The organism is Nocardia sp. NPDC005746 (assembly GCF_040630785.1).
In the GTDB taxonomy this organism is placed as follows: domain Bacteria; phylum Actinomycetota; class Actinomycetes; order Mycobacteriales; family Mycobacteriaceae; genus Nocardia.
Window position 1 is genome coordinate 124,397 of record NZ_JBEXYE010000012.1, and the last position, 25,698, is coordinate 150,094.

Here is a 25,698-nt window from a genome sequence, read left to right on the forward strand (position 1 = left end):
CCACTGAGGATATGCCCACCCCCGTTCGCCGTCGGTCGTGGCTACCACCGAGCGGACGCATTCTCTCGTGACGACTCGTCCTCGCTCGAGAATATTCCTTCCGTCGCCCGCGCCGCAGCCCACAAGCGGGAGTACGCGCCGCGGGCCGCGAGGAGTTCGTCGTGCGACCCGATTTCGCTGATCCGGCCGTGCTCGACGACCGCGATCCGATCGGCCTGCGCGGCTGTCGCGAGCCGGTGCGCCACGATGATCGAGGTCCGCCCCCGCGTCACCGATTCGCTCGCGACCAGCACCGATGCCTCGGCGGCCGGATCCAGCACGGCGGTGGCCTCGTCGAGCAGGAGCAGGTCGGGCCGGACCAGTTCGGCCCGGGCCAGGGCGATGAGCTGGCGTTGCCCGGCCGAGAGCCCGCGCCCGCGTTCCCCGACCGGCTGTGACATGCCCCGGGGCAGCGCCGCGATGGTGTCCAGCGCACCGACCGCGGCGGCCGCCGCCTCGATTTCAACGCGACTCGCAAAAGGTTTGCCAAATGCAATGTTGCTGGCAATGTCGCCGGTGAAGAGGTGAGCTTCCTGCGGCACCACGCCGAGCCGGGAACGGAAGTCGGCGAGGCGATAGTCGCGAATATCCACGCCGTCCACCCGAATTGCGCCGTGGGTGTCCGGATCACGGGCTTTATCATGCGTTTTCGCTATGGAGATTGCCGTCGCGGCGTCGGTAACTTCGTGATTCGCGTCACCGGACACACGTTCTCGTGGCATGTCGTAGAGCCGGGCCAGCAACTTCACGATGGTCGACTTGCCCGCGCCGGTCTCACCCACCAGCGCGAGGCTGCCGCCCGCCGGAATGCCGAGGCTGACGCCCTCCAGGGCGGGCCGCACCGCACCCGGGTACTGGAAACGCACGTCGTCGAACACCACCTCGCCGCGCAGCTGCCCGTCGATCGGGGCCGCGTCCGCGGGATCGGGGGCGATCGAGGACGGGGTGCGCAGCAGTTCCCCGATGCGCCGCAACCCGACCCGCGCCTGCTGGTACCCGTCGAAGAGTTGCGACAACTGCATGATCGGCCCGAACAGCAGCTGCAGGTACAGCACGAACGCGACCAGGGTGCCCGCGGTGGTGGTCCCGTGCGCGACCGCCCAGGCCCCGGTGAACACGACGGCGGCCAGCGCCAGGTCCGCCCACATGCCGACGAAGGCGAAGAAGGTGGCGATGGCCCGCTGCGCCTGCATCCGGCTGACCCGGTAGTTGTCCGAGTATCCGGCGAAGCGCCGCTCGGAGATCGCCTCGTGCCGATTGGCCTGCACCACCCGCAGTCCCGCGACGTTCTCGGCGAAGTCGGCGTTCACGGTCGCCGAATGTTCCCGGGAGGCGCTGTAGGCGGCGTCGGAGACCTTGCGGAACTTCCAGCTGGCCACCAGCAGCGCGGGCACCGTCACGAACACCACCAGGGCCAGGCCCGGATCGATGATGGTGAGCGCCACCGCGATTCCGCCGACGGTCAGCAGCGCGACCAGCGCGTCCGGCAGGCCGGTCTGCATGAACGTCGACAGCGCGTCGATGTCGGTGGTCATCCGGGTCATGATGCGGCCGGACAGTTCCCGCTCGTAGAAGTCCAGGCCGAGCCGCTGCAGATGTGCGTAACTGCGCACCCGCAACCCGAACAGCACCCGTTCCCCGGCCCGGTTGCTCCACAGCAGCGCGGTCGCCGCGACCAGCCACCCGGCCACGACCAGGACGACGCCGATGATGGTGGCCCGGACCAGCGCCGCGCCGTCGTGCCGCCCGACGCCCGCGTCCACCGCATACCGCACCACCGACGGGAAACCCACGCCGACAAGCGCGTTCAGTGCGAGCAGGATCATGGTTCCGGCGACCAGCCATTTCACCAGTCCCAGCGCGTGACTCAGCCGGAACCCGGGGTCGGGCTCCCGCAACGAGTCCGCGTCCAGCCCTGGCTCTTCCAGCGCGGGCGGCAGCTTGCCGAGCACCCGCCGCACTTCCTCGGGCGTATCCCGGTCCGGTTGCGAGCCCGCCGCGGTCTGCCCGAGCTCGAGGTCGGAGTCCGCGGCCGCCGGATCGAGCGGCGCGAATTCCGGTGCGGGCAGCCGGATCACGCGGTCGGCGTGGGACAGCGTCGATTCGCGGTGGGCCAGGATCAGGGTGGTCCGGCCGGAATCGGTGGGCAGGGACGCGAAGATCGCGGCCTCGGTGACCGCGTCGACCGCTGAGGTGGCGTCGTCGAGGATCAGGACGCGCGGGTTGGTCAGCAGGGCACGGGCCAGGGCGATGCGCTGGCGCTGACCGCCGGACAAGGTCAGGCCGCGTTCGCCGACCACGGTGTCGTAACCGTCGGCGAGGGCATTGATGAAGTCGTCCGCCGCGGCCTGTGCGGCGGCCGCGTGGATCTCGGCCGCGGTCGCCTCCGGGCGGCCCAGGGCGATATTGGCGGCGATGGTGTCGGACAGCAGGAACGCCTCGTCGAACACCACCCCGACGGCCGCGCGCAGGTCGGCCGCGCGCAGGTCGGCGACATCGGCGCGGGAATCGGTGCCGTACAGGCTGATCCGGCCGGAGCCGGGGGAGTAGAAGCGCGGCAGCAGCAGGCTCAGCGTGGACTTGCCCGAGCCCGCCGGGCCGATGATCGCCACCGTCTCCCCGGGCGCGATGTCGAGGCTGAAATCGCGCAGCACCGGCCGGTCCGGATCGAAACCGAAAGTGACGCCCTCGATGTCGATGCCGAGCGGTCCGTCGGGCACCGGCGCCGGATGCTCGGGGTCGACGCGGTCGGGCGCGCTGTCGATGACCTGGTGCACGCGTTCGGCCGCGGCCCGCGTCAACTGCGCCATCACCACCACGTACGACACGATCCGGGTGGAGTTGGTCATGGTGGCCACGTAGGCGACGAAGGCCAGGAAGGTGCCGAGCCCGATGCTGCCGTGGAAGGCCAGCAGCCCGCCCGCCGCGATCACCGCGACCAGCCCGGCCTGCGGAATCGAGCCCAGTGTCGGGCTGAAGCGGGCGTCGATGCGGGCCGCGCGCATGCGTTCGGCGTACAGCTCGCGGCCGTGGCCCTCCAGCAGGTCGACCATGCGGGCCTCCTGACCGAAGCCCTTCACCACGCGCACGCCGGTGACGGTCTCCTCGACGTGCTGGGCCAGATCGGCGGCGCGCTGCTGCGCGGACCAGGTGGCGGCGTACAGACGCGGCCGCACCCGGTAGACCACGAAGGCCAGCACCGGCACCACCAGCAGCGCGGCCAGCGCCAGTGGCGGCGAGAGCCACAGCATGACGCCCGCGGCGAGCACGAATTGCAGCGCCGCCACCGAGGACCAGGGCGCCATCGACAGCAGCCCCTGCACCAGGGTGAGGTCGCTGATCGAGCGGGAGATGACCTGGCCGGTGCGCAGCTCGTCCTGCCCGGGCCCGTCCAGGCGTTGCAGGGCGGCCAGCAGATCCACCCGCAGTTCGTGCTGGACGTCGAGGGCGAGCCGCCCGGCCAGCATGCGGCGGCCGAAGGAGGCGAGGAAGCGTCCCACGGCGAGCGCGCCCAAGGCGATCGCCAGGCCCGCGATGATGCCGGTATTGCCCGCGGTCGCGCCGTCGAGGGCGCGTTTGGCCAGCAGCGGCCCGGTCACCTCGACGACCGCGCCGGCCACGATCGCCGCCGCCAGCCCGGCCAGCATCCACGGGTGCCCCGCGCACCTGTCCCACAGCCGCCGCAGCCATCCGCGGCCTGTTCCGTCACCGGCCCCGGTCACCATCGCCTCGCCCACATCGCTCGAACTCATCGCGGAGAACAACGACCGCCCCACCCCCTGTTTGTTCCCGTCCCCTCACCAGTGTGGCCGGGACGCCGCCTTGTGTCTCCGGTCCCGGCGTGTTCCGCTGAACTTCGCACCCCGCGTCCGGTCTCGTCGAAACGGAGTTCCCGCCATGCCGATTCAGCGCCTCAATCACGCTGTCCTGTTCGTCTCCGACGTGGAACGCTCGGTCGCGTTCTACAGCGAGGTGCTCGGCTTCCGCCGGTTGCCCGGCGGCTTCCCGGGCGGGGCGTTCCTACAGGCCGAGGGGTCGGCCAATGACCACGACCTGGGTCTGTTCCAGTCCCCGGACCCGTCGGTCCCGCACCGCACCGGCCGGGTCGGGCTCTATCACCTGGCCTGGGAGGTGGACACGCTCAGCGAGTTGCAGCGGGTGCGCGACGCCCTGATCGCGGCGGGCGCGCTCACGGGGGCGTCCGACCATGCCTCCACCAAGGCCCTCTACGCCGCCGATCCGGACGGCATCGAATTCGAGGTCTGCTGGCTGGTTCCCGACACCGCGGTGGAGGCCGAACTGGCGGGTATGACCGCGCCGAGCCTGCCGCTCGACCTGCCGGGGCTCATCGCCGAGTACGGCGCGGACACCCCGGGCGGCCCGCGCACCGATCACGCGGTCTGGCAGCGGGTGTTCGCCGACCGAGGCTGAGCGTCAGATGTCGCGGCGGGTGTAGAACCACCAGCCCGCCGCGCCCGCGGCCGCGCTCCACAGCACCAGCATCGCCATGGCCGCCGGCGTGGGCGCGATGAGCGCGTTCTTGGCGTACCGTCCGCCGCTGATCGCCCCGACCGTCGAGGACACCGGCAGGATGGCCGCCAGCCCGCCGAATCCGATGGCGCGCGCGGTGATCCAGATCAGCGGTTCCAGCACCGCCCAGCCCAGCACCGCCATCAGCGCCTGGGTGGGCGAGCGCAGCACGAAGCCCACCGCGGTCCCGATCACCGCCCAGCACACCGCGGCCAGCGCCACCCCGATCAGCACGCCGAAGAAGCCACCGTCCATGGGCACCCGCGAGCCGCCCGCCAGTCGCATGGCGGCTCCGCCGAGCACCTCCATGGCGACCACGGTGGCGAGCGAGAACGCCCCCGCCACCACGAGTTTCGCGCTCAGCAGCAGGGTCCGGTCGGGTGTGAACAGCGAGCTCATCGCCACGCCCCCGGTCGCGAACTCCGAGCCCGCGCCGACCGCCCCGAAGGCAGCGGCCGCGGCCACGGTCAGCACCACCACCCAGGCGGTCAGCACGGCCGCCCAGCCGGACCCGGAGCTGAACCCCTGCGCGTTCTCGCCCCCGGGCTGGAATCCGGCGCCCAGCGCCACGAACGCCGCCACACCCGCCGCGACGACCCCGCCGCCGATCACCCAGTTCAGCCGCACCGAAGTCACCTTCCGCACTTCGGAATTCGCGGCCCGGGCCACCACCGGCGGCACAGTGAACTTCATCGAGCGTCCTTTCGTGAAGCGTCCCCGGTCTGCGTGATCTGCCCGGCACCGCATATCCGTGCGGCACGGGGCGCTGCTCCGGAATCGAGCGTCTCGGCGGCGGTGCCGCGGACCGATCGTTCGCGGGCCGGGCCACCGGTTGCCGGCGCCGTCGACCGATAGCGAATGCCGATGTGGCACACCGATGTCACCGATACGCCCCGGGGGCGGCCGGGCCGGGGTAGGCGGGGGCGGTGGGTCCGGTGTGGGTGAGGGCGGCCAGCACCTGATCCGGATGGATGTGTTCGGGCGTGACCTCGGTGAGCTGGACCCGGGCGGCGGAGGCGGCCGATTCCAGTTGTGACAGTGAGGCTTCCGCGATCGCGAGGCGGCCGTCGGGCCGCATGACCGCGTCGGTGAAGCCCTGCGCGGCCAGCGAGGTGGCCAGCGCGATCGGGCTGGAGGCCTTGACCAGCAGCCGGTCCGGGTGGCTGCGGCGCAGCCGGGCGGGGCTGCCCTGGTAGGCGATGCGGCCGCGGTCCATGACGATGAGCTCGTCGGCGATGGGCAGCACGGTGCTCATGGTGCGCGAGGTGAGCAGCACGGTGCCGCCGCGGCGGGCGTGGCCGCGCAGATGGTCATTGAGCCAGGCGGTTTCGCCGATGTCGAGTCCGGTGGCCGGATCGTCGAGCACCAGCAGCGGGGGATCGCCGAGCAGGGCGACGGCCAGCGCCAGCCGGGTCCGCATGCCCTCGGTGAGATTGCCGATCCGTTCGTCGGCGGCGTCGAGGAGCCGGACCAGCCGCAGCAGTTCCTCGGCCCGCTCATCGGCGACGCCCGCGGCGGCGGCGTACACGCGCAGCTGGGCGAACACTCGCCGCGCCGGGTCCAGCCCGCGCGGGGTGAGCATCGCGCCGACCGCCCGCCGTCCGGCGCGCGCACCGGAACCGGGCCCGCCCACGCTCGCGGTGCCCGAGGTGGGGGCGAGCAGTCCGAGCAGCATGCGCAGCACCGTGGACTTGCCCGCGCCGTGCGGTCCCACCAGCGCGGCCACCGTCCCGGCGGGCACCACGAAACTGACGTCGTCGACGCCGGTGATGCTGTCGAAGGTCTTGGTCAGCCCGCCGGCGGCGAAGGCGAGGGGCCGGGCGCTCACTGCTGCTTGTTCCAGGCCGGCGCGTTCAGGGCGGTCAGCGGGTCGGCGTCGACGATCATGGGCTGTGGCCAGCTCAGCGGCGGCGCTCCGAAGGCGTTGCGGGCATTGTCGACGGTGCGGCGGCCCAGCGCCCGGTTGCCGAATCCGCCGATGGCCGCGCCGATTCCGGCCGGGATCACCTTGCCGACCATGAGCGCCCCGCGCTTGGCGATGAACTGCACCATGAACCGCTTGAGCAGCGAGTCGTTCATGGAGCTCAGGCCGGGGATCTTGGCGGCCATCAGGCCACCCCAGTTCTTGGCCGACACGCCGACGCTCTTCTGCACGATCTCCATGCCGCTCTCCCCGAGCACCACGGCCAGGACCAGGGCGCGGCGGCGTTCCTTGTCCTCGGGCGCGATGCCGTGCACGGCGGCCACGGCCAGGGTGAACACCGCGGACGCCTCCAGGAAGAACGCGGTCTCCGCGCTCATGGCGGCCACCGACGCGACGGTTCCGACGCCGGGCACGGCCGCCGTCGCTCCGACCGCGGTGCCGGAGGCGGTGACGGTGTTCAGATACAGCTTCTCGAACCGCGCGATGATCTGCCCGGGTGTCTCGTCAGGATGATCGGCCCGCAGCTTCGCGACGTATTTCGCGACCGCCGGGGCCTGCACCTGGGACCCGTTGTCGAGCAGCGAAACGACCGCCTTTTCGAATCCGCCCTTGAACATCGGCAACCCCTTACTTCCGTGCGGTCCTCTCCGACCGAAACTCTATGGCACCTCGACAACGATTCGCGAGATAGACCGGTTCCGGATGGGAGCATCGCGCACCGCGCCGGATCGGCCTAGGGTGGACCGCGTGGCAGGCGTGTCCGAAGGCGCGTTGGGTGTGCCCGACCCGCGGCTGAGCGCGTACGTCCTCGGCTACGAGGGCTACCTGTTGCACGGCTTCACCCCGGGCACCCATATCGGCATGCCGGGGTCGGCGCTGACGGTGATCATCACCATCGGCGAACCCATCCACGTCCCCGTCTCCAGCCATCCCGAGCAGGCGGGCGGCCATTGGGACATGCTGGCCAGCGGGCTCACGGTGCGTCCGGCGGTGATCGCGCACAACGGCTTCCAGCACGGCGTGCAGCTGAATCTGACCCCGCTGGGCTGCCGGGCGGTGCTGGGGATGCCGGCCGCGGCGCTCGGTTCGTGGATCGTGGACCTGGCCGACGTGCTCGGGCCGCGCGCGACGGAGCTGCGGGAACGGCTGGCGGAGCCGGTGTCGTGGCCGGAGCGGTTCGCCGTCATCGACGAGATCCTGCTGCGGCACCTCGCCCCCGTGCGCTGGGACGACGAGCTGACCCACGCCTGGGCGCTGCTGTCCGGGCCGGACCCGGCGGTGCGGGTGGCCGAGGTCGCCGACGAGATCGGCTGGAGCCGAAGGCATCTCGGCAGCCGTTTCGGCGCGGAGTTCGGCATCACCCCCAAGGACGCGGTCCGGGTGGCCCGTTTCGAACGCTCGCACCGGCTGCTGCGCGAGCCGGTCGCGCCGCAGCTGGCGACGGTGGCGGCCGCCGCCGGGTATTACGACCAGGCGCACATGGCCCGCGAGTGGCGGGAGCTGGCGGGCATGCCGCCGTCGGTGTGGCGGGAACACGAGGAGTTCCCATTCGTCCAAGACCAACCGGTGGCCGAGGTCGGAGGCTAGTGCCATGAGCGAAACCACCAATTCCGTGCGGACCGCCATCGTCGTCTGGCCGACCCTGGTCTACCGCGACGCCGCGGCCGCGATCACGTTCCTGGAGGCCGCCTTCGGCTTCGAGACCACCGCCCGCTACGACTCGGGCGACACCGTCGACCACGCCGAACTGGCCTGGCCGGGCGGCGGCGCGATCATGCTCGGCGGGGTGCGTGAGGGCATGGCGCTGGACTGCCAGCCGCCCGGCGTCGGCTCGGTGTACATCGCCCTCGACGACGTCGACGCGCTGTACGAGCGGGCGCGGGCCGCGGGCGCGACCGTCACCCGCGAACTGCGTGACGAAACCGATTACGAATCAAAGGGTTTCACCTGCCGCGACCCCGAAGGCGTCTACTGGAGCTTCGGCACCTATCGGGGCGCGGCGGGGGAGTGAGCGGTCAGACCGCGCCGTGACCGGCGGGCACCCGCTCGGCCTCCACCGGCGGAGGCGGCGGGGTGCCGTCACCGAACGGCTTGCCGCCCAGGGCTTCCCGGTCGTGCGGGGTCAGCCAGTCGCCGAGTTCGGGGCCCTTGGGCACGACCCGCGTCGGATTGATGTCGGTGTGCACGATGTAGTAGTGCTGCTTGATCTGCACGAAGTCGACGGTGTCGCCGAAACCGGGGGTCTGGAACAGGTCGCGGGCGTACGCCCACAGCACCGGCATCTCGGTGAGCTTCTGCCGGTTGGTCTTGAAGTGGCCGTGGTAGACCGGGTCGAAACGGGCCAGGGTGGTGAACAGCCGCACATCGGCCTCGGTGATGGTGTCGCCCATCAGGTACCGCTGGCCCGCGAGGCGTTCGCTCAGCCAGTCGAGGGCGGTGAAGAGCCGGTCGTAGGCGGCGTCGTAGGCCTGCTGGTCGCCCGCGAACCCGCACCGGTACACGCCGTTGTTGACCTCGGTGTAGATCCGGCGCATGACCGGATCCATTTCCGCGCGTAGATCTTCCGGGTACAGGTCGGGTGCGCCGGGCCGGTGGTACTCGGTCCACTCGGTGGAGAAGTCGAGGGTCATCTGCGCGTAGTCGTTGGTGACCACCGCGCCGGTGTGCTCGTCCACGACGGCGGGCACGGTGATGCCGCGCGGGTAGTCGGGGAACCGCTCGAAGTAGGCGTCGCGCAGGAAGTGGATGCCGAGCACCGGATCCACCTCGCCCGGATCCAGGTCGAATGTCCAGCTGCGCTTGTCGTGGGTCGGCCCGCACAAACCCAGGGACAGCACCGATTCCAGCCCGAGCAGCCGCCGCACGATCAGCGTGCGATTGGCCCACGGGCAGGCCCGCGCCGCGACCAGCCGGTACCGGCCCGGCTCGACCGGATACCCGTCCCGCCCGTCCGCGGTGATCCGCGTCTCGATGTAATTCGTGTCCCGCTTGAATTCGCCGGGCTCGACATAGGTCCCCGGCTCGCTGTTCGAGGTGGTCACCGTGTCTATTTTGCCCTCCGCTCCGCTCCGGGTGGGTTCGCGGCCCCGAGGTCTCGATTCTTCCCTCCTCCGCTCCAAGGCGGAGGTCTATCGAGGTGCGGTCCAGAATCGAGACGGCCGCGACCCTCTGGGTGATCTTGTTGCAGGTAGTCGTACCGATGTTGTGCCGCCTCTTTTGCGAAGGTAAGCGTCCGCATACATTCAGGGCATGACTGACTCGAAGCCCACCCGCCTGGAGCGCATCGTCACCGATGGCGGCGCGGACGCGGCGATCCTCACCATCGACCATCCGCCGCTGAACCTCTTCGACAAGGCGCTGATGGACACCCTCGCCTCGGATCTCGAGGAGCTGTCGGCGAATCCGCCCCGCGCGCTGCTGATCCGCGCCGACGGCAAGCTGGTGTCGGGCGGCGTGGACGTGCACGTCTTCGACGGGCTGTCGGAGGAGGAGGGCGCGCAGCTGTGGCAGGCCCTGTTCGCGCGCATCATCCACCCGCTCGAGGCGCTGCCCTGCCCGGTCGTCTTCGCCGCCCACTCGCTGACCCTGACCGCGGCCTTCGAGATGTCGCTGGCCTGCGACATCGTCCTGGCCGCTCCCAAGGCCAAGTTCGGCCTGGTGGAGACCGTGGTGGGCCTGACCCCGTCCATGGGCGGCCCGCAGCGGCTGGCCGAGCGGGCGGGTTCGGGCCGGGCCCGCGAGTTCGTCATGACCGGTGACCTCTACGACGCCGCCACCATGGCCGACTGGGGTGTGGTCAATGCCGTGCACGAGGACGTGGACGCCGCCGCCCGGGCGCTGCTGGCCCGCCTCGCCGAGGGTCCGACCCGCGCGCACGCGGCCACCAAGACGATCATCGAGGCCTGGCGGTCCGGTGGTGTCGCCCACGCGGATTCGGTGACCCCGGAGGTGTCCGGGCAACTTTTCGGCACCGCGGACCTGAAGGGCGCGGTGCGCAGCTTCCTGGAGGTCGGCCCCGGAAAGGCCACGTACACGGGCAAATAGACCCAGGCCGGCCGGACCGGCTGTGCGCGCCCGGGCGTGTCTAATGACGCCCGGGCGTGTCAAGCCGTCTACCTGCGATGCTGTCGGATCGGGTGCGACACGAGACCGCTCGATGCTCATTCCGGACGCCCGGTCGTGAACGACATCCCAAATCCTGCGTTTCCGCAGGCTCGATTGGGGGAACCGAGGTTTGGCAGGACGCCGATCTGTTTCCGTGGGGTCAAAGCCTGACATCCGTTTGCCGACAATCCGCCCACTTCTGTGATCTGCATCATATAGTCACTCATGCCTGGCAGGGCTTCGAGGCACTCGGAGGGACGATGTCGCAGTTACTCGTGGAATTCCCGCACACGCGAAACGGCTGGTGTGACAACCCGCTTGCGCGCGCCGCGGACGGCATCCTGCGCTACGGAAACCTCACCCCCGCACTGACCGAGCTACTCGACGTCCAGGTCCACACTTTCGCCGCCCGCGAGGCCGTCGTCGAGATCGGCGGCCCCCGGCTCACCTACCGCGAGCTCTGGTACTCGGCCTCCCGCATCGCGGGCGGGTTGCAGGAGCACGGCATCGGCTACGGCGACCGGGTCGCGGTCCGCATGCCGGTCGGCGCCCGGTGGGTCCAGGCCTTCCTGGGCGCGCTGCTCTCCGGCGCGGTCCCGGTGCTGGTCCACGACGGCCTCCCGGACGCGCTGGCGGACCGCGTGATTCGCGACGCCTGCGCCGACTTCGTGCTGGACGGCGGCGGTACCGCGACCGGTTTCGCCGCGGCCCTGCCCGACGGCGCGGCCTTCATCGACGACGGCGCGTCCCTGGGCGAGCTGGCGCTGCTCTCCTACACCAGCCCGGGCCCCGGCACCGCCCCGCGCGGGGTGGAGCTGACCAACGAGAACCTGCTCTCCGCAATCCGTTCCGTGGTCGGCGCGCTGGACCTGCCCACCGACGGCCTGCGCAACCTGGTGCTGCTGCCGCTCGCGCACGCCAGCGGGTGCGTGGATCAACTGCTGCCGACGTTCGCGGTCGGCGGCACGGTGGTGCTCACCCCGGACCGGTCCCTGGTGCCGCGGGCGCTGGTGGCCGAACGCATCGACATGGTCGCCGCGACCCCCAGCATCTTCGCCGGACTGCTGCCCGGCCTGGCGGGGCTGCGGGTGGAGCAGGTGCGTCAGGTGTGCAGCGCCGGGCACCGCGCCGAACTGGCCGCGGCCACCGCCGCCTCCGGCTCGGTCGCCGACACCCTGCGCGAGGTCTTCCCGGCCGCGCGGCAGTGGTCGGTGTGGGGCGCGACCGAGACCTCCGGCATCGGCCTGGCCCGCGACGACACCGCCGTGGACCTCGAGGACCACGACAGCGCTCGCGACACCCTCGGATTCGCCTTCGGGGGAACCGAACTCGCGTTATGGGGCCCGCGCGCGGACGCCGGGTGCGGCGAATTGCTGTGCCGCGGGCCGAATGTGAGCCCGCGGTACTGGAACGACCCGAAGACCACCGAATCGCGCTTCACCGGGCCCTGGTTCCACACCGGGAACCAGGTCAGCATCACCGCCGACGGCTTGGTCCGCCGCGTCGGCTGACGCGCGGACCCGACCGGACGCGAGCGCTCAGCCGAGCAGGCGGGTGTGCAGGGCGTCGCGGATCTCGATGGTGATGCCGATTTCGGTGAGGTAGCCGTCGAGGCCGCCGTAGAGGGCGTGCATCGAGGTGGTGGCGCATTCCAGGTATTCGGTGCGGACGCCGAGCAGGTCGTCGGAGACGTCCTTGTCGGACTCCGCGGTCATGAACGAGCGCAGCACCGGCACCGCGTCATTGCTGAGCAGGTAGTCGGCGAACACGTCGTCCTCGGTGACCCCGACCGCGCGCAGCAGCGTGGCCACCGCCCAGCCGGTGCGGTCCTTGCCGGCGGCGCAGTGCACCAGCGCGGTGCCGGCCAGCGCGGAGTCGGCCAGCGACTTGATCGCGACGTGGGCCTCGGGCAGGGCCGGGAACTCGCGGTAGACCTCGAGCATGTGGGCCTGGGCGGTCGCCTTGTCACGCGCCTCGTGCGGCGGGGTCTGGCCCATGCGGGAGTCGAAGGGCGTGACCCGCAGTCGCACGCCGTCCGGGATGACGTCGTGCCCGATGTACTCGATCTCGGCGTGTCCGCGCAGGTCGTGGATGTCGGTGACGCCCAGTGTGCGCAGGGTGTCGACACCGGCGTCGTCGATCCGGCTGAGCTGGGCGGACCGCAGCAGGACGCCTTCCTTGACGGTGGATCCGCCCACGGTCCGTGCTCCACCCAGATCACGGAAGTTGAAGGTGCCGGAGATCAGGAATTGGTCGTAGCGCGCAGAGGTCACGAGCTCAGGTTATCGGTGAGTGGGACTCGCGGTCGGCGATCGATCGGTGAGCGGGACTCGTTCGCGGCGAATCCGGGGCCCGAAAATACGCCGCCGGGTGTGGGTTCGCGCACACCCGCTCTGTGTGTCGCGCATACCGCCATAAAATACCGATTGGTCCAAATAGCGGCTTTACCTGGCGATCGTTCAATTTGATCATTCCCAATCGATCGCGGGCCCGTTTCAATCAGGTAACAAAACAATCCTGAGGTCCGTATTCGCCTATCAAAGCTGGTCGCAAGGCAAGTAAAAGACGTAACATCGGTACCCGTTGAACGGGTACGCCGGGGTACAGGCCGGTGATCGATGCTGATCTGCAACCCGTTGAGCGAGCCGCGCAGGCAGAGGTGCGCGAGTCTTTTCGCCAAAGGGAGTCGTCGTTGAGCGCAAGTGGAGAAATCACCCAGGTCGGACTTCGTCCGGCCATGACCGAGGCCATCGAGGCCGCGGCCGGGTCGCTCGATTTCAGCGGTAATCGTGCGCTTCGAGTTCTGTTGCACGCGGGCGTCAGCACGCTGTGGCCGATCCTGAAATCCTCACCCGATCGGCAGCTGCGAGCCTACGAATCGACCCTGTCGGTCCTGCGGCGGCGCTGGGAGAACCAGACCGGTTGCGTACCGGATCCGATCGCCACCGCCATGTTCCGCGAACTGGACGCCGACGTGACCGAGTTCCTGGACCTGTGCGCCCGCCGATCGGGCACCCAGTGGCTGGAACCGGTCGATGCCATCGCCGCCTACCTGCTGGCCGTCATCCAGGGCATGGTGTTGCGCTGGCTGGCGGACTGCGATGACGAGATCTCGCTGGTCGTGCTGGATGACCTGGTCTCGTACCTGTCCACCAAGGCCGTCGACCTCTGAGGATTCCCCCGAACTTTGTGCTGGACGAGTGACCAGGTTCGTGGTCGAATGATCTGGTGACCGATTCGTCGCCGATCAGCGGGCTGCACGCGGCCACCGCCGACCTGGAACCACCGCTGGCCGCGGTCGACCTGACCGCCCTGCGCGCCAATGCCGCCGATCTGGTGCGCCGCGCCCGCGGCGTGCCGATCCGGGTAGCCAGTAAATCCGTCCGCTGCCGCGCGGTGCTCGAGGAAGTGCTGGGCGACAAACTCACCGCGTCCGGCGGCTTCGCCGGGATCATGGGTTACTCACTGCGCGAAGCGATCTGGCTGGTCCGCGAGGGCGCGCGCGACGTGCTGCTCGGCTATCCCACCGTCGACCGGCACGCGCTGGCCGAACTCGCCGCAGATCCGCTGCTGCTCGACTCCATCACCCTCATGGTCGACGACACCGACCAGCTGGACTTCATCCGCGCCGTCGTCGGCGAGAAGGCCGCTCCCCGTGTGTGTCTCGACGTCGACGCCTCCCTGCGCATCGGACCGCTCCACCTGGGCGTGCGCCGCTCCCCGATTCGCACCCCCGACCAGGCCGCGAAGCTGGCGACCGAAACCCGTTCCCGCGGTTTCCGGCTCGTCGGCGTGATGACCTACGAGGCCCAGATCGCTGGCCTGCCCGACACCAATCTGGCTGTGCGCCTGGTGAAGTGGGCCTCCGCCGCGGAGATCGGCAAGCGCCGCCGCCAGGTGCTGGACGCGGTGCGGTCGGTGGCCGGTGAACTGGAGCTGGTCAACAGCGGCGGCACCGGGTCCATCGAGGTCTCCATCACCGACCCGGGTGTCACCGAGGTGACCGCGGGTTCGGGCCTGTACCTGCCGACCCTGTTCGACGGCTACCGCAATCTCGCTCCGCGCCCGTCCATGTACTTCGCGGCCCCCGTGCTGCGCCGTCCCGCGCCCGGGATCGCCACCGTGTACTCGGGCGGCTACATCGCCTCGGGTCCCACGGGTGCGTCCCGGGTGCCGAAACCGGTGTGGCCCTTGGGCTTGAAGCTGATCGGCACCGAGGGCGCGGGTGAGGTGCAGACCCCGCTGACCGGCGCCGACGGGCTGCGGATCGGCGATCGCGTCTGGTTCCGGCACGCCAAGGCGGGCGAGCTGTGCGAGCGGTTCGACGAGGTTCATCTCGTCGACGCCGACGGCAGCCGCACCACCGTGCCGACCTATCGCGGCGAAGGCCACAACTTCGGCTGACCCCGAGTGCACCGAGTTCCGGCAGTCGGGGGAACTCGGTGGCGCGGTGTCAGACCCGGTCGAGTTGCAGGACCGCGGCCAGGTCGGACAGTTCGGCCGTGGTGGCCGGGAGGAATTCGGTCAGCAGCGGCGAGCGCACGATGATCGCCGACCACATGGCCCGCGAGATGGCGCTGGTCAGCCAGTGCCGCGACAGCAGCGCCCCGATGCCGTGCGGGGCGTCCTCGGGCGCGGAGGTGGTCATGGAGACCAGCACCACCGCCGCCTCGCGGCCCTGGAAGTGGTCGGGCGTGCCGACCAGCACGTCCTCGATCTTGGCCCGTGACAACAGGGTTCGGATGCGCGCCACCTGCGCGTGATACGGGGCCACCACCAGGATGTCGTGCGGGTGCAGGCGGCGGGTGACCGCCCCGGTGTGCCAGGGCAGGCCGAGTAGCGTCCGCACCTGGCGCACGATCTCGCGCGCCTCCTCGGCGGATTCGGTGCCGTTGCCGTGATGCTCCACCGCGACCGTGCGCACGCCCGGCGGAATGCCGTCGAGTTCCCGTGCCAGGGTGACGGTTTCGTTCGAGCGCAGCCGATTCTCGTAGCGCAGCCGCGACACCGGCACGCACATGCGCGGATGCATGCGCCAGGTGCGGTCCAGGAAGTAGCCGTAGGCGGCGGGCAGGGTGCGGTGCGCGCCGAGCAGCCGGCCCAGCACGGATTCGGCGATGGGTTCGGGGTGGGTGCCGTGCGCGGTGGGCGGCGCGGGGTCGCCGACCAGCAGCAGGTTGCGCGCGCACACCGCGACCGCGGCTGCCTCGGCCAGCGGGAACTTCCCGGCGTCCACGATGACCAGCAGGTCCAGGCTGTCGCGTGCGATGCGTTCGGGATCGGTGAAGTCGCCCGAGAGTCCGCCCACCACACAGCCGTTCACGGCATTGTCGAGGAAGCGCGGATAACGGGACGCCTCGATGGGCAGCCATTCCGGGGCCACCGCGCGGCTGTCGGCCTTGGCCACCAGCTCCGGCAGCACGCCCACCTCGACGACGGCGTCGAGCAGATGCTCGACCGCCCGGTGCGTGCGCGCCACCACCCCGACCCGCCACTTGTAGCGGGTGACGAGGCGTTCCACGGCGCGCGCGGTGGTGACGGTCTTGCCGGTGCCGGGCGGACCCTGCACGGCCGCATAGGAATTGTCGAGGTCCAGCACGGCCGCGGTGACGGCGGCGGCGTGGTCGCCGAACACCTCGGGCAGCGCCGCGCCGGTGCGCAGCCGGGGCGGGCGGCGGGTGAGGATGTCGAAGACGGCCGTCTCGGGCACGTGGGGGAGCGTCACCAGCAGCTGATGTGCGGTGTCCTCCAAGGCTTCCGCGAGACGTGCGTCGGTGCCGGGCGGGCAGGGCGCGATGGCGGTGGGCAGCTCGTCGTAGGGCGCGCAGCCCTCGGGCAGGAACTCGACGACGCGCACCACGTCCTCGAAGCCCGCGTCCAAGGAACAGCCGAGCACCGTGGCGTGCGCGGTGGCGCGCAGGCCCGGGGTGACGGCCATCCCGGGCGCGGCGTGGTCGTAGAGGGTGAGCACGGGGGTGCCGGGCGGCGGCGCGTTGCCGGTGCCCAGGCGTCCGGTCAGGGTCAGGTACCGGCGCAGGGGCCGTTGTCCGGTGCCGTGCCAGTCGGTGTCGACCGAACCGGAGTCGGCGACGAGCACGCCCGCGGTGTCGGCCCATTCGTCCACGGGGTGGTCGAGGCGGTCGTCGTGGGCCCAGCGCAGCGGGCGGCGTTCGCGCCGGTGATAGCCGAGCGCGGCCGCGGTCAGTCCGGCGGCCTCCTGGGCCGGGCCGCGTCGAGCGCCCGAGCTCTCGGCGAATTCCCGCAGCGCGGCCTCGACATCGTCGGGTCCGGTCTCGGCGTAGTCGTAGGCCCAGCGACGGCTCGGCCGCACCTGGTGTTCGGCGGCCAGCTCCAGCAGCCAATCCCGCAGGCGCAGCACCGCTTCGGCACCGTGCCCGCTCTCCTCCTGGTTGGGCGGCAGCTGATGCAGGTCGTAGGACCGCTCGCCGACCACCAGCGCGGCCCGCACCACCGGGTACAGATCGACCAGCGCGGGCAGCAGCTCCGCCACCGCGTCCTCGGCCTCGGAGTCGCGCTCCCCGACGGCATCGAGCACCTCGCGCAGATCAGCGCGGTAGTGGTGGATCCGCAGCTCCGGGAACTCGCGCTGCCGCTCCATCAGGAACTCCAGCAGCTCGTCCGCGTCGTCCCGCCTCCGGGTGAGCGACACCCCGCCGTCCCGCTCGGCGCCTCGAATCACGAAGGTGCGCTCGGTTTTCGGCAGTGCGGGCGCGGGTACGAAGCCCAGGTCGATGGTGCTCACGCCGGGCATCGGCCCGGGCTCGGCGGTGGCCACGCGATCTCCGACGGTCCCGGGGGCCGTCTCGCCGGGCGTTCTGGGACCGAAACTCAGTGCCACCGGAGGGATTTCCGCGTTACCGAGCCGGGCCGCGGCGTGTTCCGGCTCGCGCGGGTGTTCGGCGGTGTCGGTCCGCGTGTCGCGTGGACTGTCGGCGCGGTGGCGGGCGTTCGTGGGATCGGCGTCGCCGACCGCTGCGGCGAAACCCACGTGGACGATCAGATCACCTGCGGTGCGGCGTATTCCGGCCCGGGGGCGGGCTGTTCCGCAGGTGGTGAGCATGGGGATGGCGGCGCCGTCGGGTCCCGGCGGCGCGGTGACGCTGACGAAGAGCTCGCCCGGGGCGGGGGCGGCCAGGGCGGCGAGAGCGGCCGGCTCGACGAGGCCGTGCACGGGGCGGCCGGTGCGTTCGCGCAGGATCTGGACCTCGGCCTGGCGGCGCAGGGTGGTGAGGGTGGCGGCGGGGATGCCGGTGACCGTGGAGTCGGCGACCGCGAGCCGGTCCACGGTGGTGATGCCGGCGTCGCGCAGGTGGGCGCGGGTGGCCGGGCGCATGCCCGCGACCAGCAGCAGGTCGCGGCGGGCCTCGAGTTCGGCGGTGCAGGTGGGGCAGTGTCCGCAGGCCAGGAAGCGCCGATCGCCCCACTGCACCGGAAGTAGTTCGCCGAGTTTGGATTCCACGATGAGGTTCAGCCGCGCGCGCCGGGCCTGGTAGACCACCGCCATGTCGGCGAGCCGGTGGGTCGCACGGACCCCGTCCTCCCACACCAGCGCGTGTGAGGCGGCCCGGAAGCCGTTGTGCCGCAGGGCTTCCGCTGCCGCTGCCAGGCCGAGCAGGGTGGCGACCCCGCCGCGGCGTCCGGCGACCCCGGTCACGATGTAGTCGTGGCCCTCGGGTGCGTGGTCGCGGACCAGGAATTCGCAGCGCGCCGCGAAGTCGCCGTCGAACAGGACGGCCCCCGCGACCGCCTCGGCCGCGCCGCGCAGTGCCGCCGCGGTCTGCTCGTGCGCGACCCACAGTCCGGCCAGCGCCTCGTCCTGCGTGTGTTCGGGCGTCGCGGTCGCGGTGTCGCGGCGTAGCGCGCGGGGATGGTCGTCGGGTAGGCCCGCGAGTGGGCCGGCCTCCGGGGGCGTGAGGGCGGCCACGCCGAGGGTGGCCGCGGCGGCCCGGGATAGGCGGATGCGGGTGACGGCGTCGCCGTGGCGGTCGCGGAGGTCGGCGAGGCGGTGTTCGACGGCCGGGTCCGGGGTGCGCGTGAGCGCGCCGCGCGACGGGAACTCGACCGGGGTCACCAGTCCCAGTTCGGCGTCGAGCGCGCGCAGCAGCGCGAACTCACAACGCGCCGCCGCCACCAGGTCTCCGGTGCTGCACACGACACGATCACCGAACAGCATCAATCGCGGCCCTCCTGTGCCATTGCTCCGCCCGCCCGGCCGGGAATCGTCACGTGCCGAGTCGGCCATAGCGTAATGACTGCGGGCGGTGTGATGTGCCGCCAGGTGGGGCCCGCGTACGGGGTCGTCCCGGTCACGAGCCGCCACGTCAGCGCGCGTTTGCGGGCGGTGTTGGGAGACAACGCGACTCGTGCGGGGCGCGGTGGCCGAAGTTGGCTCAACGCCCGGTCGGACGCCAGAAATCGCCCCGCCATTCCGGCGTGTCGCCCGGCGGGCGAGACCGAGTCGCCCATCCGGTCCGGCCGCCGGGACCGGCCCCGGACCGGAAACCCGGGCCGACCGTTCGGTCTCTCCATTAATTACTGACCAGTTGCCTGTTCGGAGCTCCCCCACAGCCGCTTCCGGTCTGTCACAATCTGCCGATGCTTTACCTCGCGAGCGCTCGCGGCCGCCTTCACTACCGACGATGGCGGCTCGACCATGCGCAGGCCGTCCTGGCTCTGCTGCCCGGAATCGGCCAGCACAGCGCGCACTACCATCGGTTTGCCCGGGCGCTCGCCGCCCACGGAATCGAACTCTGGGCCCTGGACACCTCCGGCCACGGTCTCAGCGAAGGAGACCCGGAGCGGCCCGGCAATATCCACGAACTGGCCGCCGACGCGCGCCTGTTCCTGGATCAGGTGCACGGGCACTCCGACTCCACGCCCTTCCTGATGGGTCACTCGCTCGGCGCGGCCACCGCGCTGGCGGTGCTGCGGGACGCCGAACCGCGGGACTTCTCCGGTCTGGTCCTGTCCGGTACGCCGCAGGCGGTGCTGGAGGGCCGGTCGCCGAAATCCGCCCGCGGCAGCGCGGTCGCGAATCGTGGCCGGGCCCAAGCCGTTTCCGGCGGAAGTTCGGCCGAGGCCCGCTCCCGGGCCGCGGCGGCGACGGCCAGCGAATCGGACTGGCCGGGCCCCCGGCTGCCCGAGGGCCTGCCGGTGCTGATCGTGCACGGCGCGGACGATCGGCGCGCGCCGATCGACCCGGTCCGGGCCTGGTCCGAACAGGTCGGGGCGCGCTTCCTCACCTATCCGGACACCGGCCACGATCTGCTGCACGAGCCCGCGCACGCGGCGGTCACCGCCGAGGTGGTCGATTTCGTGCACGCCCGCTCGCTGGTCTGACGGCGGTCACCGTTCCGGGTCGCGGGCGGTGGCGGGCCGCAACAGCCGCACCACCTCCGCGTCGGTGAGCTGGTGGAAGTCGCGATACGCGCCGCCCACGCCGCCGAGATTGCGCGGCACCATCGGGCACACCACCTCATCGGCGATGGCCCGGATCCGGTGCAGCGCTTCGGCCGAGGACACCGGCACGGCGACGACCACCCGCCGGGGCTCGTGCCGGCGCGCGATCTCGCATCCGGCGGCCACGGTCGCGCCGGTGGCCATGCCGTCGTCGACGATCACCACGGTCCGGTCGGTCATGTCGATCGGCGGCCCCTCGCGCAGCACCCGCCGCCGCCGTTCCAGCTCGGCGCGTTCGACGTGCTCGATGTCGATCAGCTGCTCCGGGGACACACCGGTCTGCCGCATGACGTCGTGATTGAGGACCCGCACCCCGTCCTCGCCGATGGCCCCCATGGCCAGCTCCGGCTGCCAGGGCACTCCGAGCTTGCGGACCAGCAGCACATCCAGATCGCCGCCGATCGCCGTACGGACCGCCGCCGCCACCGGAACCCCGCCGCGAGGCAGTCCCAGCACCAACGGATCCGCCGCGCGCAGGTGCCCGAGCACCTCACCCAGCGCGCGTCCGGCGGCCCCGCGATCCGGATAGATCATCGGTATTCAGTCTAGTTGCGTGAGCCCCGGCTCACCGGGGCTCATTCGCCGCGGATGGTGTACCGGCGCAGCGCCAGGCTGGGGTTGGTGGCCCGGACCTCGCCCAGGTGCGCCAGGTCGACGCGGGCGGTGGCGATGCCCGGCTGATCGCCGAGTTCGGCCAGCACCGCGCCGGTGGGGGCGACGATCATGGAGGCGCCGGAGCCGCGCGGCGCGGCCTGGTCGGCGGCGGCCACGTACATGGTGTTCTCGATGGCCCGGGCCCGCAGCAGGGTGGTCCACTGATCGACCTTGCCGGGGCCGGGAATCCACTGCGCGGGCAACAGCAGGGTGTGCGCGCCGGCGGCGGCCAGGCGGCGAATGCCCTCGGGGAAACGCAGATCGAAACAGGTCTGCATGCCGAATACGACGCCGTCGACGGTGAAGGTCTGGGACTGGTCGAGCGGGCCGGGGATGAGCAGGTCGGATTCGCGGGAGCCGAAAGCGTCGTAGAGGTGAACTTTTCGGTACACGGCGGCGAACTCGGCGTCCGGGGAGGCGGCGACGAGCGTGTTGTAGATGTGCCCGGCGGGCTGGTCCGGGCCCCCGGCCTCGACCACGCCGGCGACCACGTGCACGCCGAATTCGGCTGCCACGCCGCGCAATCCGGTGACGAACTCTCCGGTGAGCGGCTCCGCGGCGGCCAGCACCCGCTCGTCGAGGCGCTTGGTGGCGAACATCGCGTACTCGGGGGCCACTACCACCTTCGCTCCGAGTTCGCTGGCCGCTTTGACCTCGGCGCGCAGGGCGGTGAGATTGGCCACGGTGTCGGTGTGCGGATCGAACTGCACCACCGCCACGTCCACCGACCCCGCGGGCGCGGTGCCGGCCTGCTGCCGGGCCGCGGCGCCGGGCTCGGGGACGGCCGTCGCCACGGCTCCCGAGCTGGCCGCATCGGGCGAGGCCAGGGTCCCGGCGGCATAGCTGTGGACGGGAGCGGCTTCGGTATTTCCGAGTCCGGAAACCGGACTCGAGGGCGTCGGGAGGGCGGGCGCGGGCGGGTTGTCCGGTTGCACGACTCCCAGGGTATTCACCCGATGGTCAGGCCCGCAGCTAGCAGGCAGTAAAATCCATGGCAATGAGCACCTCACCGGCCGACAGCGTTCCCACTGACGACGAGAGGGACGTTTCCGGCCCGTCCTTCGCCGATCTCGGGCTCGATGACCGCATTCTGCGGGCCATCGCCGATGTCGGCTACGAATCGCCGTCGCCGATCCAGGCGGCGACGATTCCGCCGCTGTTGGACGGCCATGACGTGGTGGGTCTCGCCCAGACCGGTACCGGTAAGACGGCGGCATTCGCCATCCCGGTGTTGATGGGCATGCACGGAGCGGGCAAGGCGCCGAAGGCGTTGGTGCTGGCACCGACTCGTGAGTTGGCGATCCAGGTAGCGGAGGCGTTCGGCCGGTACGCCACCCATATGCCCGGAACGCATGTGCTGCCGATCTACGGTGGTCAGAACTACGCGGTGCAGCTGTCGGGGCTGCGGCGCGGCGCCCAGGTGGTGGTCGGCACCCCGGGTCGCGTCATCGATCACCTCGAGCGCGGCACGCTCGACCTGTCGGAGCTGCAGTACCTGGTGCTCGACGAGGCCGACGAGATGCTCAAGATGGGCTTCCAGGAGGACGTCGAGCGCATCCTGCGCGACACGCCCGAGGAGAAGCAGGTCGCCCTGTTCTCGGCCACCATGCCGACGGTGATCCGCAAGATCTCCAAGCAGTACCTGAAGGACCCGGTCGAGATCACGGTCAAGACCAAGACCTCCACCAACACCAACATCACCCAGCGCTGGGTGCAGGTGTCGCATCAGCGCAAGCTGGACGCGCTGACCCGCATCCTCGAGGTGGAGCCCTTCGAGGCCATCATCATGTTCGTGCGCACCAAGCAGGCCACCGAGGAGCTGGCCGAGAAGTTGCGCGCGCGTGGGTATTCCGCAGCGGCCATCAACGGTGACATCGCGCAGGCGCAGCGTGAGCGCACCATCGGCCAGCTCAAGTCGGGCGTGCTCGACATCCTGGTCGCCACCGACGTCGCCGCCCGCGGCCTGGACGTGGAACGCATCTCGCACGTCGTCAACTACGACATCCCGCACGACACCGAGTCCTACGTGCACCGCATCGGCCGCACCGGCCGCGCCGGCCGCACCGGTACCGCCCTGCTGTTCGTGGCCCCGCGCGAGCGCCGGTTGCTCGACGCCATCGAGCGCGCCACCCGCCAGCAGGTCACCGAGATGCAGCTGCCCAGCGTCGATGACGTGAACGCGCAACGCGTCACCAAGTTCCACGACGCCATCACCGACAACCTGGCCTCGGACAACCTGCCGCTGTTCCGCAAGCTCATCGAGGACTACGAGCGCGAGCACAACATCCCGCTGGTGGACATCGCGGCGGCGCTGGCGGTCGGCGGCCACGACGGTGACAACTTCTTCATGGAGCCCGACCCGGAGCCCGCCCCGCGCGAGCGCCGTGAGCGTGCCCCCCGCTCCTTCGACGACCGCGATCGCGGACCCCGCGAACGCCGCGAGCCCAGCGGTCCGTCCCGGCACCGTCAGACCGGCGCGGAACTGGTCACCTACCGGATCTCGGTCGGCAAGCGCCACAAGGTCGCCCCCGGCGCGATCGTCGGCGCCATCGCCAACGAGGGCGGCCTGCGCCGCAGCGACTTCGGGCACATCAGCATCCGCCCGGACCACTCGCTGGTGGAGCTGCCCGCCGACCTGTCCAAGGAAACGCTGAACGCGTTGAGCCGCACCCGGATCAGCGGCCAGCTCATCGAGCTCACCCTGGACGGCGGCCCGCCCGGACAGCGCTCCATGAGCCGCGCCCCGCGCCGCGAGGGCAAGCGCCCGGACCAGCATCGGCGCAAGCCGCGCTTCTGAGACAGCGCTCCGAAACGACGACGCCCGCATCCGGAATGGATGCGGGCGTCGTGTTTTCGGGAGTCGCGAGTGTCTAGGCCGGAGCGCTGCCGGAGCCGGAGTTGTCGGCCGGGGTCTGCGCGGGAGTGGTCGGCGCGGCCGGGGTGCTGGACGGGGTCGCCCCGGAGGCGTCCGGGGCCGCCGGGGCGGTGGCGGGCGGGGTGGCCTGGACCGCGGGGGCATCCGGGACGGTCGAGAGGCCGACGGTCGGGAGGACGACGCACCGGGCGTTGGGGTAGTCGATGGTGCCCCAGAGCGAGGCGATGACGGTGCCCGGGCCGGTCTCGACGGTCTTGGACAGCGACGGCAGGCTGTACTCGGTGTGGTCGTCGAGGGGGACGATGCCGCTGCGGCCGTTGTTCACATTCAGCCAGGCGACGGTCAGGCCGGATCCGATCGGGAACCCGTTCTGCTGGGCCATGACCTGGAAGCTGATGTTCCCGGCCGGGAGTGACACCGTGCCGTTGGGGCCCGCGACGCCGGTGACCGCGGTGGCCGAGGTGAGGCTGAATGGCATGTTGAAGCCGCAGCCGAGGGTGGGGGCCAGGTACGAGAACGGCGTGAACTGAACGTTTTCCAACTTCGCGGCGGCGATCAGCTGCGCCGTCCGGGCGATGTCGGCGACCGCGGTCTTCCCCGCGACATTGTCGCCGACGGCCTGGGTGAGCTGGTCGATGCCCATCTGGGGCGTCGTCTCGGTCCAGTCGGCCGTGGCCGTGGGGGCTCCCAGGGCCGCGACGGTGGTCATCGCGGCGATCGCCGCGGCGCGCCGGAAAAGCGTGCTGCCGTTCACTCTGGCTGCTCCTGCGTTGCGGGTGTGGGGTTCTCGGGCAACCTACCAGTTCAGGTCGGTCCCGGTGCCGCCGAGCCGCCCCGTCGGTGTGATCCGGGTGGCAAATGGATCGTTACCGGGGGGTAGGTTTGATGGCGACATCACAGCGAGCTCGGGAGAAGCAATGAAGCTGGCCCTTTCACCCGATGAGGTGACATTCCGGGACGAACTGCGTGAGTTCTACCGGACCAAGATCCCGGCGGAGATCCGTGACCGCGTCAAGTACGGTCTCGAGCTCTCTCGCGATGACATCGTCACCACCCACCGCATCCTCAACGAGAATCACCTGGCCGTGCCCAAGTGGCCGGTGCAATGGGGTGGCCGCGACTTCTCGCCCATGCAGCTGCACATCTGGGAAGACGAGATGCAGCTGGCGTCGGTGCCGGAGCCGCTCACCTTCAACGCCCAGATGATCGGCCCGGTCATCGCCCAGTTCGGCTCCGAGGAGCTCAAGCAGCGCTTCCTGCCGGCCACCGCCAACCTCGACATCTGGTGGTGCCAAGGCTTTTCCGAGCCCGACGCGGGTTCGGACCTGGCCTCGCTGCGTACCACGGCGGTCCGCGACGGCGACTCCTACATCGTCAACGGCCAGAAGATCTGGACCACCCTGGCTCAGTACGCCGACTGGATCTTCTGCCTGGTCCGCACCGACCCGAACGCCAAGAAGCAGGCGGGCATCTCGATGCTGCTCTTCGACGTGAAGACCCCGGGCGTCACCATCCGCCCGATCAAGCTGATCGACGGCCACCACGAGGTCAACGAGGTCTTCTTCGAGAACGTCCGGGTTCCGGCCGACCAGCTGGTCGGCGAGGAGAACATGGGCTGGACCTACGCCAAGTTCCTGCTCGGCAACGAGCGCACCGGCATCACCGGCGTGGGCCGCACCAAGGTCAAGCTGGGTGTCGCGAAAGAGTATGCGGCGCAGATCCGTTCGGGCAACGGCACGCTGCTCGAGGATCCGGTCTTCGCCGCGCGGGTGGCCGAGATCGAGAACGAGCTGCTGGCGCTGGAGCTCACCCTGATGCGGGTGATCTCGAATTCCAGTGACGGCAAGCCGAATCCGGCCTCCTCGGTGCTGAAGCTGCGCGGTTCGGAGCTGCAGCAGGCCGCCACCGAACTGCTGCTCGAGATCGCCGGTCCGGACGCGCTGCCGGTGAACGCCGCCGACATCGCCTCGCCGGGCTGGGCGCAGCGCAGCGGCCCCGGGTACCTCAACTACCGCAAGACCACCATCTACGGAGGCTCCAGCGAGGTGCAGCGCACCATCATCGCCTCCACCATCCTCGGATTGTGAGCCGC

Annotated in this window: 20 protein-coding genes; 10 read left to right on the forward strand and 10 right to left on the reverse strand. The window is 70.9% G+C overall.

What is annotated here, in order from left to right:
• Window positions 1-41 precede the first annotated feature (41 nt).
• On the reverse strand, window positions 42-3,791 hold the full coding sequence (locus ABZ412_RS23200) for an ABC transporter ATP-binding protein (RefSeq protein ID WP_357283401.1): 3,750 nt from the start codon (window positions 3,789-3,791) through the stop codon (window positions 42-44).
• 145 nt (window positions 3,792-3,936) lie between these two features.
• Between ABZ412_RS23200 and ABZ412_RS23205 the strand changes: the two genes are divergently transcribed.
• A complete protein-coding gene (locus ABZ412_RS23205) occupies window positions 3,937-4,470 on the forward strand; it encodes a VOC family protein (protein WP_357283404.1) in 534 nt (177 codons plus the stop codon).
• Between the two features lie 3 nt (window positions 4,471-4,473).
• Here the strand turns inward: ABZ412_RS23205 and ABZ412_RS23210 are convergent, their stop codons facing one another.
• From ABZ412_RS23210 to ABZ412_RS23220, 3 genes are all read right to left on the reverse strand, one after another.
• Complete coding sequence (locus ABZ412_RS23210; RefSeq protein ID WP_357283406.1) at window positions 4,474-5,262, reverse strand: hypothetical protein; 789 nt, start codon at window positions 5,260-5,262, stop codon at window positions 4,474-4,476.
• 187 nt (window positions 5,263-5,449) lie between these two features.
• A complete protein-coding gene (locus ABZ412_RS23215) occupies window positions 5,450-6,397 on the reverse strand; it encodes an ABC transporter ATP-binding protein (protein WP_357283409.1) in 948 nt (315 codons plus the stop codon).
• Entirely contained in the window at window positions 6,394-7,110 is a 717-nt protein-coding gene (locus ABZ412_RS23220; protein ID WP_357087233.1) for a hypothetical protein, read from the reverse strand. Before ABZ412_RS23220 ends, ABZ412_RS23215 begins: the two co-directional genes overlap by 4 nt.
• 130 nt (window positions 7,111-7,240) lie before the next feature.
• Here ABZ412_RS23220 and ABZ412_RS23225 point away from each other — a divergent pair, with 130 nt between their 5' ends.
• Both ABZ412_RS23225 and ABZ412_RS23230 read left to right on the forward strand, forming a co-directional pair.
• Window positions 7,241-8,080 carry a helix-turn-helix transcriptional regulator gene (locus ABZ412_RS23225; protein ID WP_357283411.1) on the forward strand — a complete coding sequence of 280 codons (840 nt, stop codon included), beginning with the start codon at window positions 7,241-7,243 and terminating at the stop codon, window positions 8,078-8,080.
• Window positions 8,081-8,084: 4 nt separating this feature from the next.
• Window positions 8,085-8,504, forward strand: a complete 420-nt coding sequence (locus ABZ412_RS23230) for a VOC family protein (RefSeq protein ID WP_357283414.1) — start codon at window positions 8,085-8,087, stop codon at window positions 8,502-8,504.
• 4 nt (window positions 8,505-8,508) lie between these two features.
• Here ABZ412_RS23230 and ABZ412_RS23235 read toward each other — a convergent pair whose 3' ends face one another.
• The gene (locus ABZ412_RS23235) at window positions 8,509-9,534 is read right to left on the reverse strand and encodes a glutathione S-transferase C-terminal domain-containing protein (RefSeq protein WP_357283416.1); all 1,026 of its coding nucleotides are present in this window, start codon (window positions 9,532-9,534) and stop codon (window positions 8,509-8,511) included.
• Window positions 9,535-9,742: 208 nt separating this feature from the next.
• Between ABZ412_RS23235 and ABZ412_RS23240 the strand changes: the two genes are divergently transcribed.
• Both ABZ412_RS23240 and ABZ412_RS23245 read left to right on the forward strand, forming a co-directional pair.
• Entirely contained in the window at window positions 9,743-10,537 is a 795-nt protein-coding gene (locus tag ABZ412_RS23240) for an enoyl-CoA hydratase/isomerase family protein (protein WP_357283419.1), read from the forward strand.
• Between the two features lie 320 nt (window positions 10,538-10,857).
• Entirely contained in the window at window positions 10,858-12,108 is a 1,251-nt protein-coding gene (locus ABZ412_RS23245; RefSeq protein WP_357283422.1) for an AMP-binding protein, read from the forward strand.
• A 27-nt stretch (window positions 12,109-12,135) separates the two neighbouring features.
• Here the strand turns inward: ABZ412_RS23245 and ABZ412_RS23250 are convergent, their stop codons facing one another.
• Window positions 12,136-12,870, reverse strand: a complete 735-nt coding sequence (locus ABZ412_RS23250; RefSeq protein ID WP_357283425.1) for a tyrosine-protein phosphatase — start codon at window positions 12,868-12,870, stop codon at window positions 12,136-12,138.
• Window positions 12,871-13,289: 419 nt separating this feature from the next.
• Here ABZ412_RS23250 and ABZ412_RS23255 point away from each other — a divergent pair, with 419 nt between their 5' ends.
• Entirely contained in the window at window positions 13,290-13,769 is a 480-nt protein-coding gene (locus tag ABZ412_RS23255) for a TetR family transcriptional regulator (RefSeq protein WP_357283428.1), read from the forward strand.
• A 56-nt stretch (window positions 13,770-13,825) separates the two neighbouring features.
• The gene (locus tag ABZ412_RS23260; RefSeq protein WP_357283430.1) at window positions 13,826-15,001 is read left to right on the forward strand and encodes an amino acid deaminase/aldolase; all 1,176 of its coding nucleotides are present in this window, start codon (window positions 13,826-13,828) and stop codon (window positions 14,999-15,001) included.
• A gap of 49 nt (window positions 15,002-15,050) precedes the next feature.
• On the opposite strand, the gene ABZ412_RS23265 is transcribed toward ABZ412_RS23260, so the two are convergent.
• Window positions 15,051-18,791: an AAA domain-containing protein gene (locus ABZ412_RS23265; RefSeq protein ID WP_357283433.1), complete on the reverse strand. Its 3,741-nt coding sequence runs from the start codon at window positions 18,789-18,791 to the stop codon at window positions 15,051-15,053.
• Between the two features lie 422 nt (window positions 18,792-19,213).
• Here ABZ412_RS23265 and ABZ412_RS23270 point away from each other — a divergent pair, with 422 nt between their 5' ends.
• The gene (locus ABZ412_RS23270) at window positions 19,214-19,957 is read left to right on the forward strand and encodes an alpha/beta fold hydrolase (RefSeq protein ID WP_357283436.1); all 744 of its coding nucleotides are present in this window, start codon (window positions 19,214-19,216) and stop codon (window positions 19,955-19,957) included.
• A 6-nt stretch (window positions 19,958-19,963) separates the two neighbouring features.
• Here the strand turns inward: ABZ412_RS23270 and ABZ412_RS23275 are convergent, their stop codons facing one another.
• Both ABZ412_RS23275 and ABZ412_RS23280 read right to left on the reverse strand, forming a co-directional pair.
• Entirely contained in the window at window positions 19,964-20,611 is a 648-nt protein-coding gene (locus ABZ412_RS23275; RefSeq protein WP_357283439.1) for a phosphoribosyltransferase family protein, read from the reverse strand.
• Window positions 20,612-20,652: 41 nt separating this feature from the next.
• Window positions 20,653-21,456: a carbon-nitrogen hydrolase family protein gene (locus ABZ412_RS23280; protein WP_357283713.1), complete on the reverse strand. Its 804-nt coding sequence runs from the start codon at window positions 21,454-21,456 to the stop codon at window positions 20,653-20,655.
• Between the two features lie 272 nt (window positions 21,457-21,728).
• Between ABZ412_RS23280 and ABZ412_RS23285 the strand changes: the two genes are divergently transcribed.
• Window positions 21,729-23,528: a DEAD/DEAH box helicase gene (locus tag ABZ412_RS23285; RefSeq protein ID WP_357283442.1), complete on the forward strand. Its 1,800-nt coding sequence runs from the start codon at window positions 21,729-21,731 to the stop codon at window positions 23,526-23,528.
• Between the two features lie 73 nt (window positions 23,529-23,601).
• Here ABZ412_RS23285 and ABZ412_RS23290 read toward each other — a convergent pair whose 3' ends face one another.
• The gene (locus ABZ412_RS23290) at window positions 23,602-24,360 is read right to left on the reverse strand and encodes a hypothetical protein (RefSeq protein ID WP_357283445.1); all 759 of its coding nucleotides are present in this window, start codon (window positions 24,358-24,360) and stop codon (window positions 23,602-23,604) included.
• A 163-nt stretch (window positions 24,361-24,523) separates the two neighbouring features.
• On the opposite strand from ABZ412_RS23290, the gene ABZ412_RS23295 reads away from it, so the two are divergent.
• Window positions 24,524-25,693 (forward strand): acyl-CoA dehydrogenase family protein, encoded by a 1,170-nt coding sequence (locus tag ABZ412_RS23295; RefSeq protein ID WP_357283448.1) that lies wholly within the window; start codon window positions 24,524-24,526, stop codon window positions 25,691-25,693.
• The last annotated feature ends 5 nt before the right edge of the window (window positions 25,694-25,698 follow it).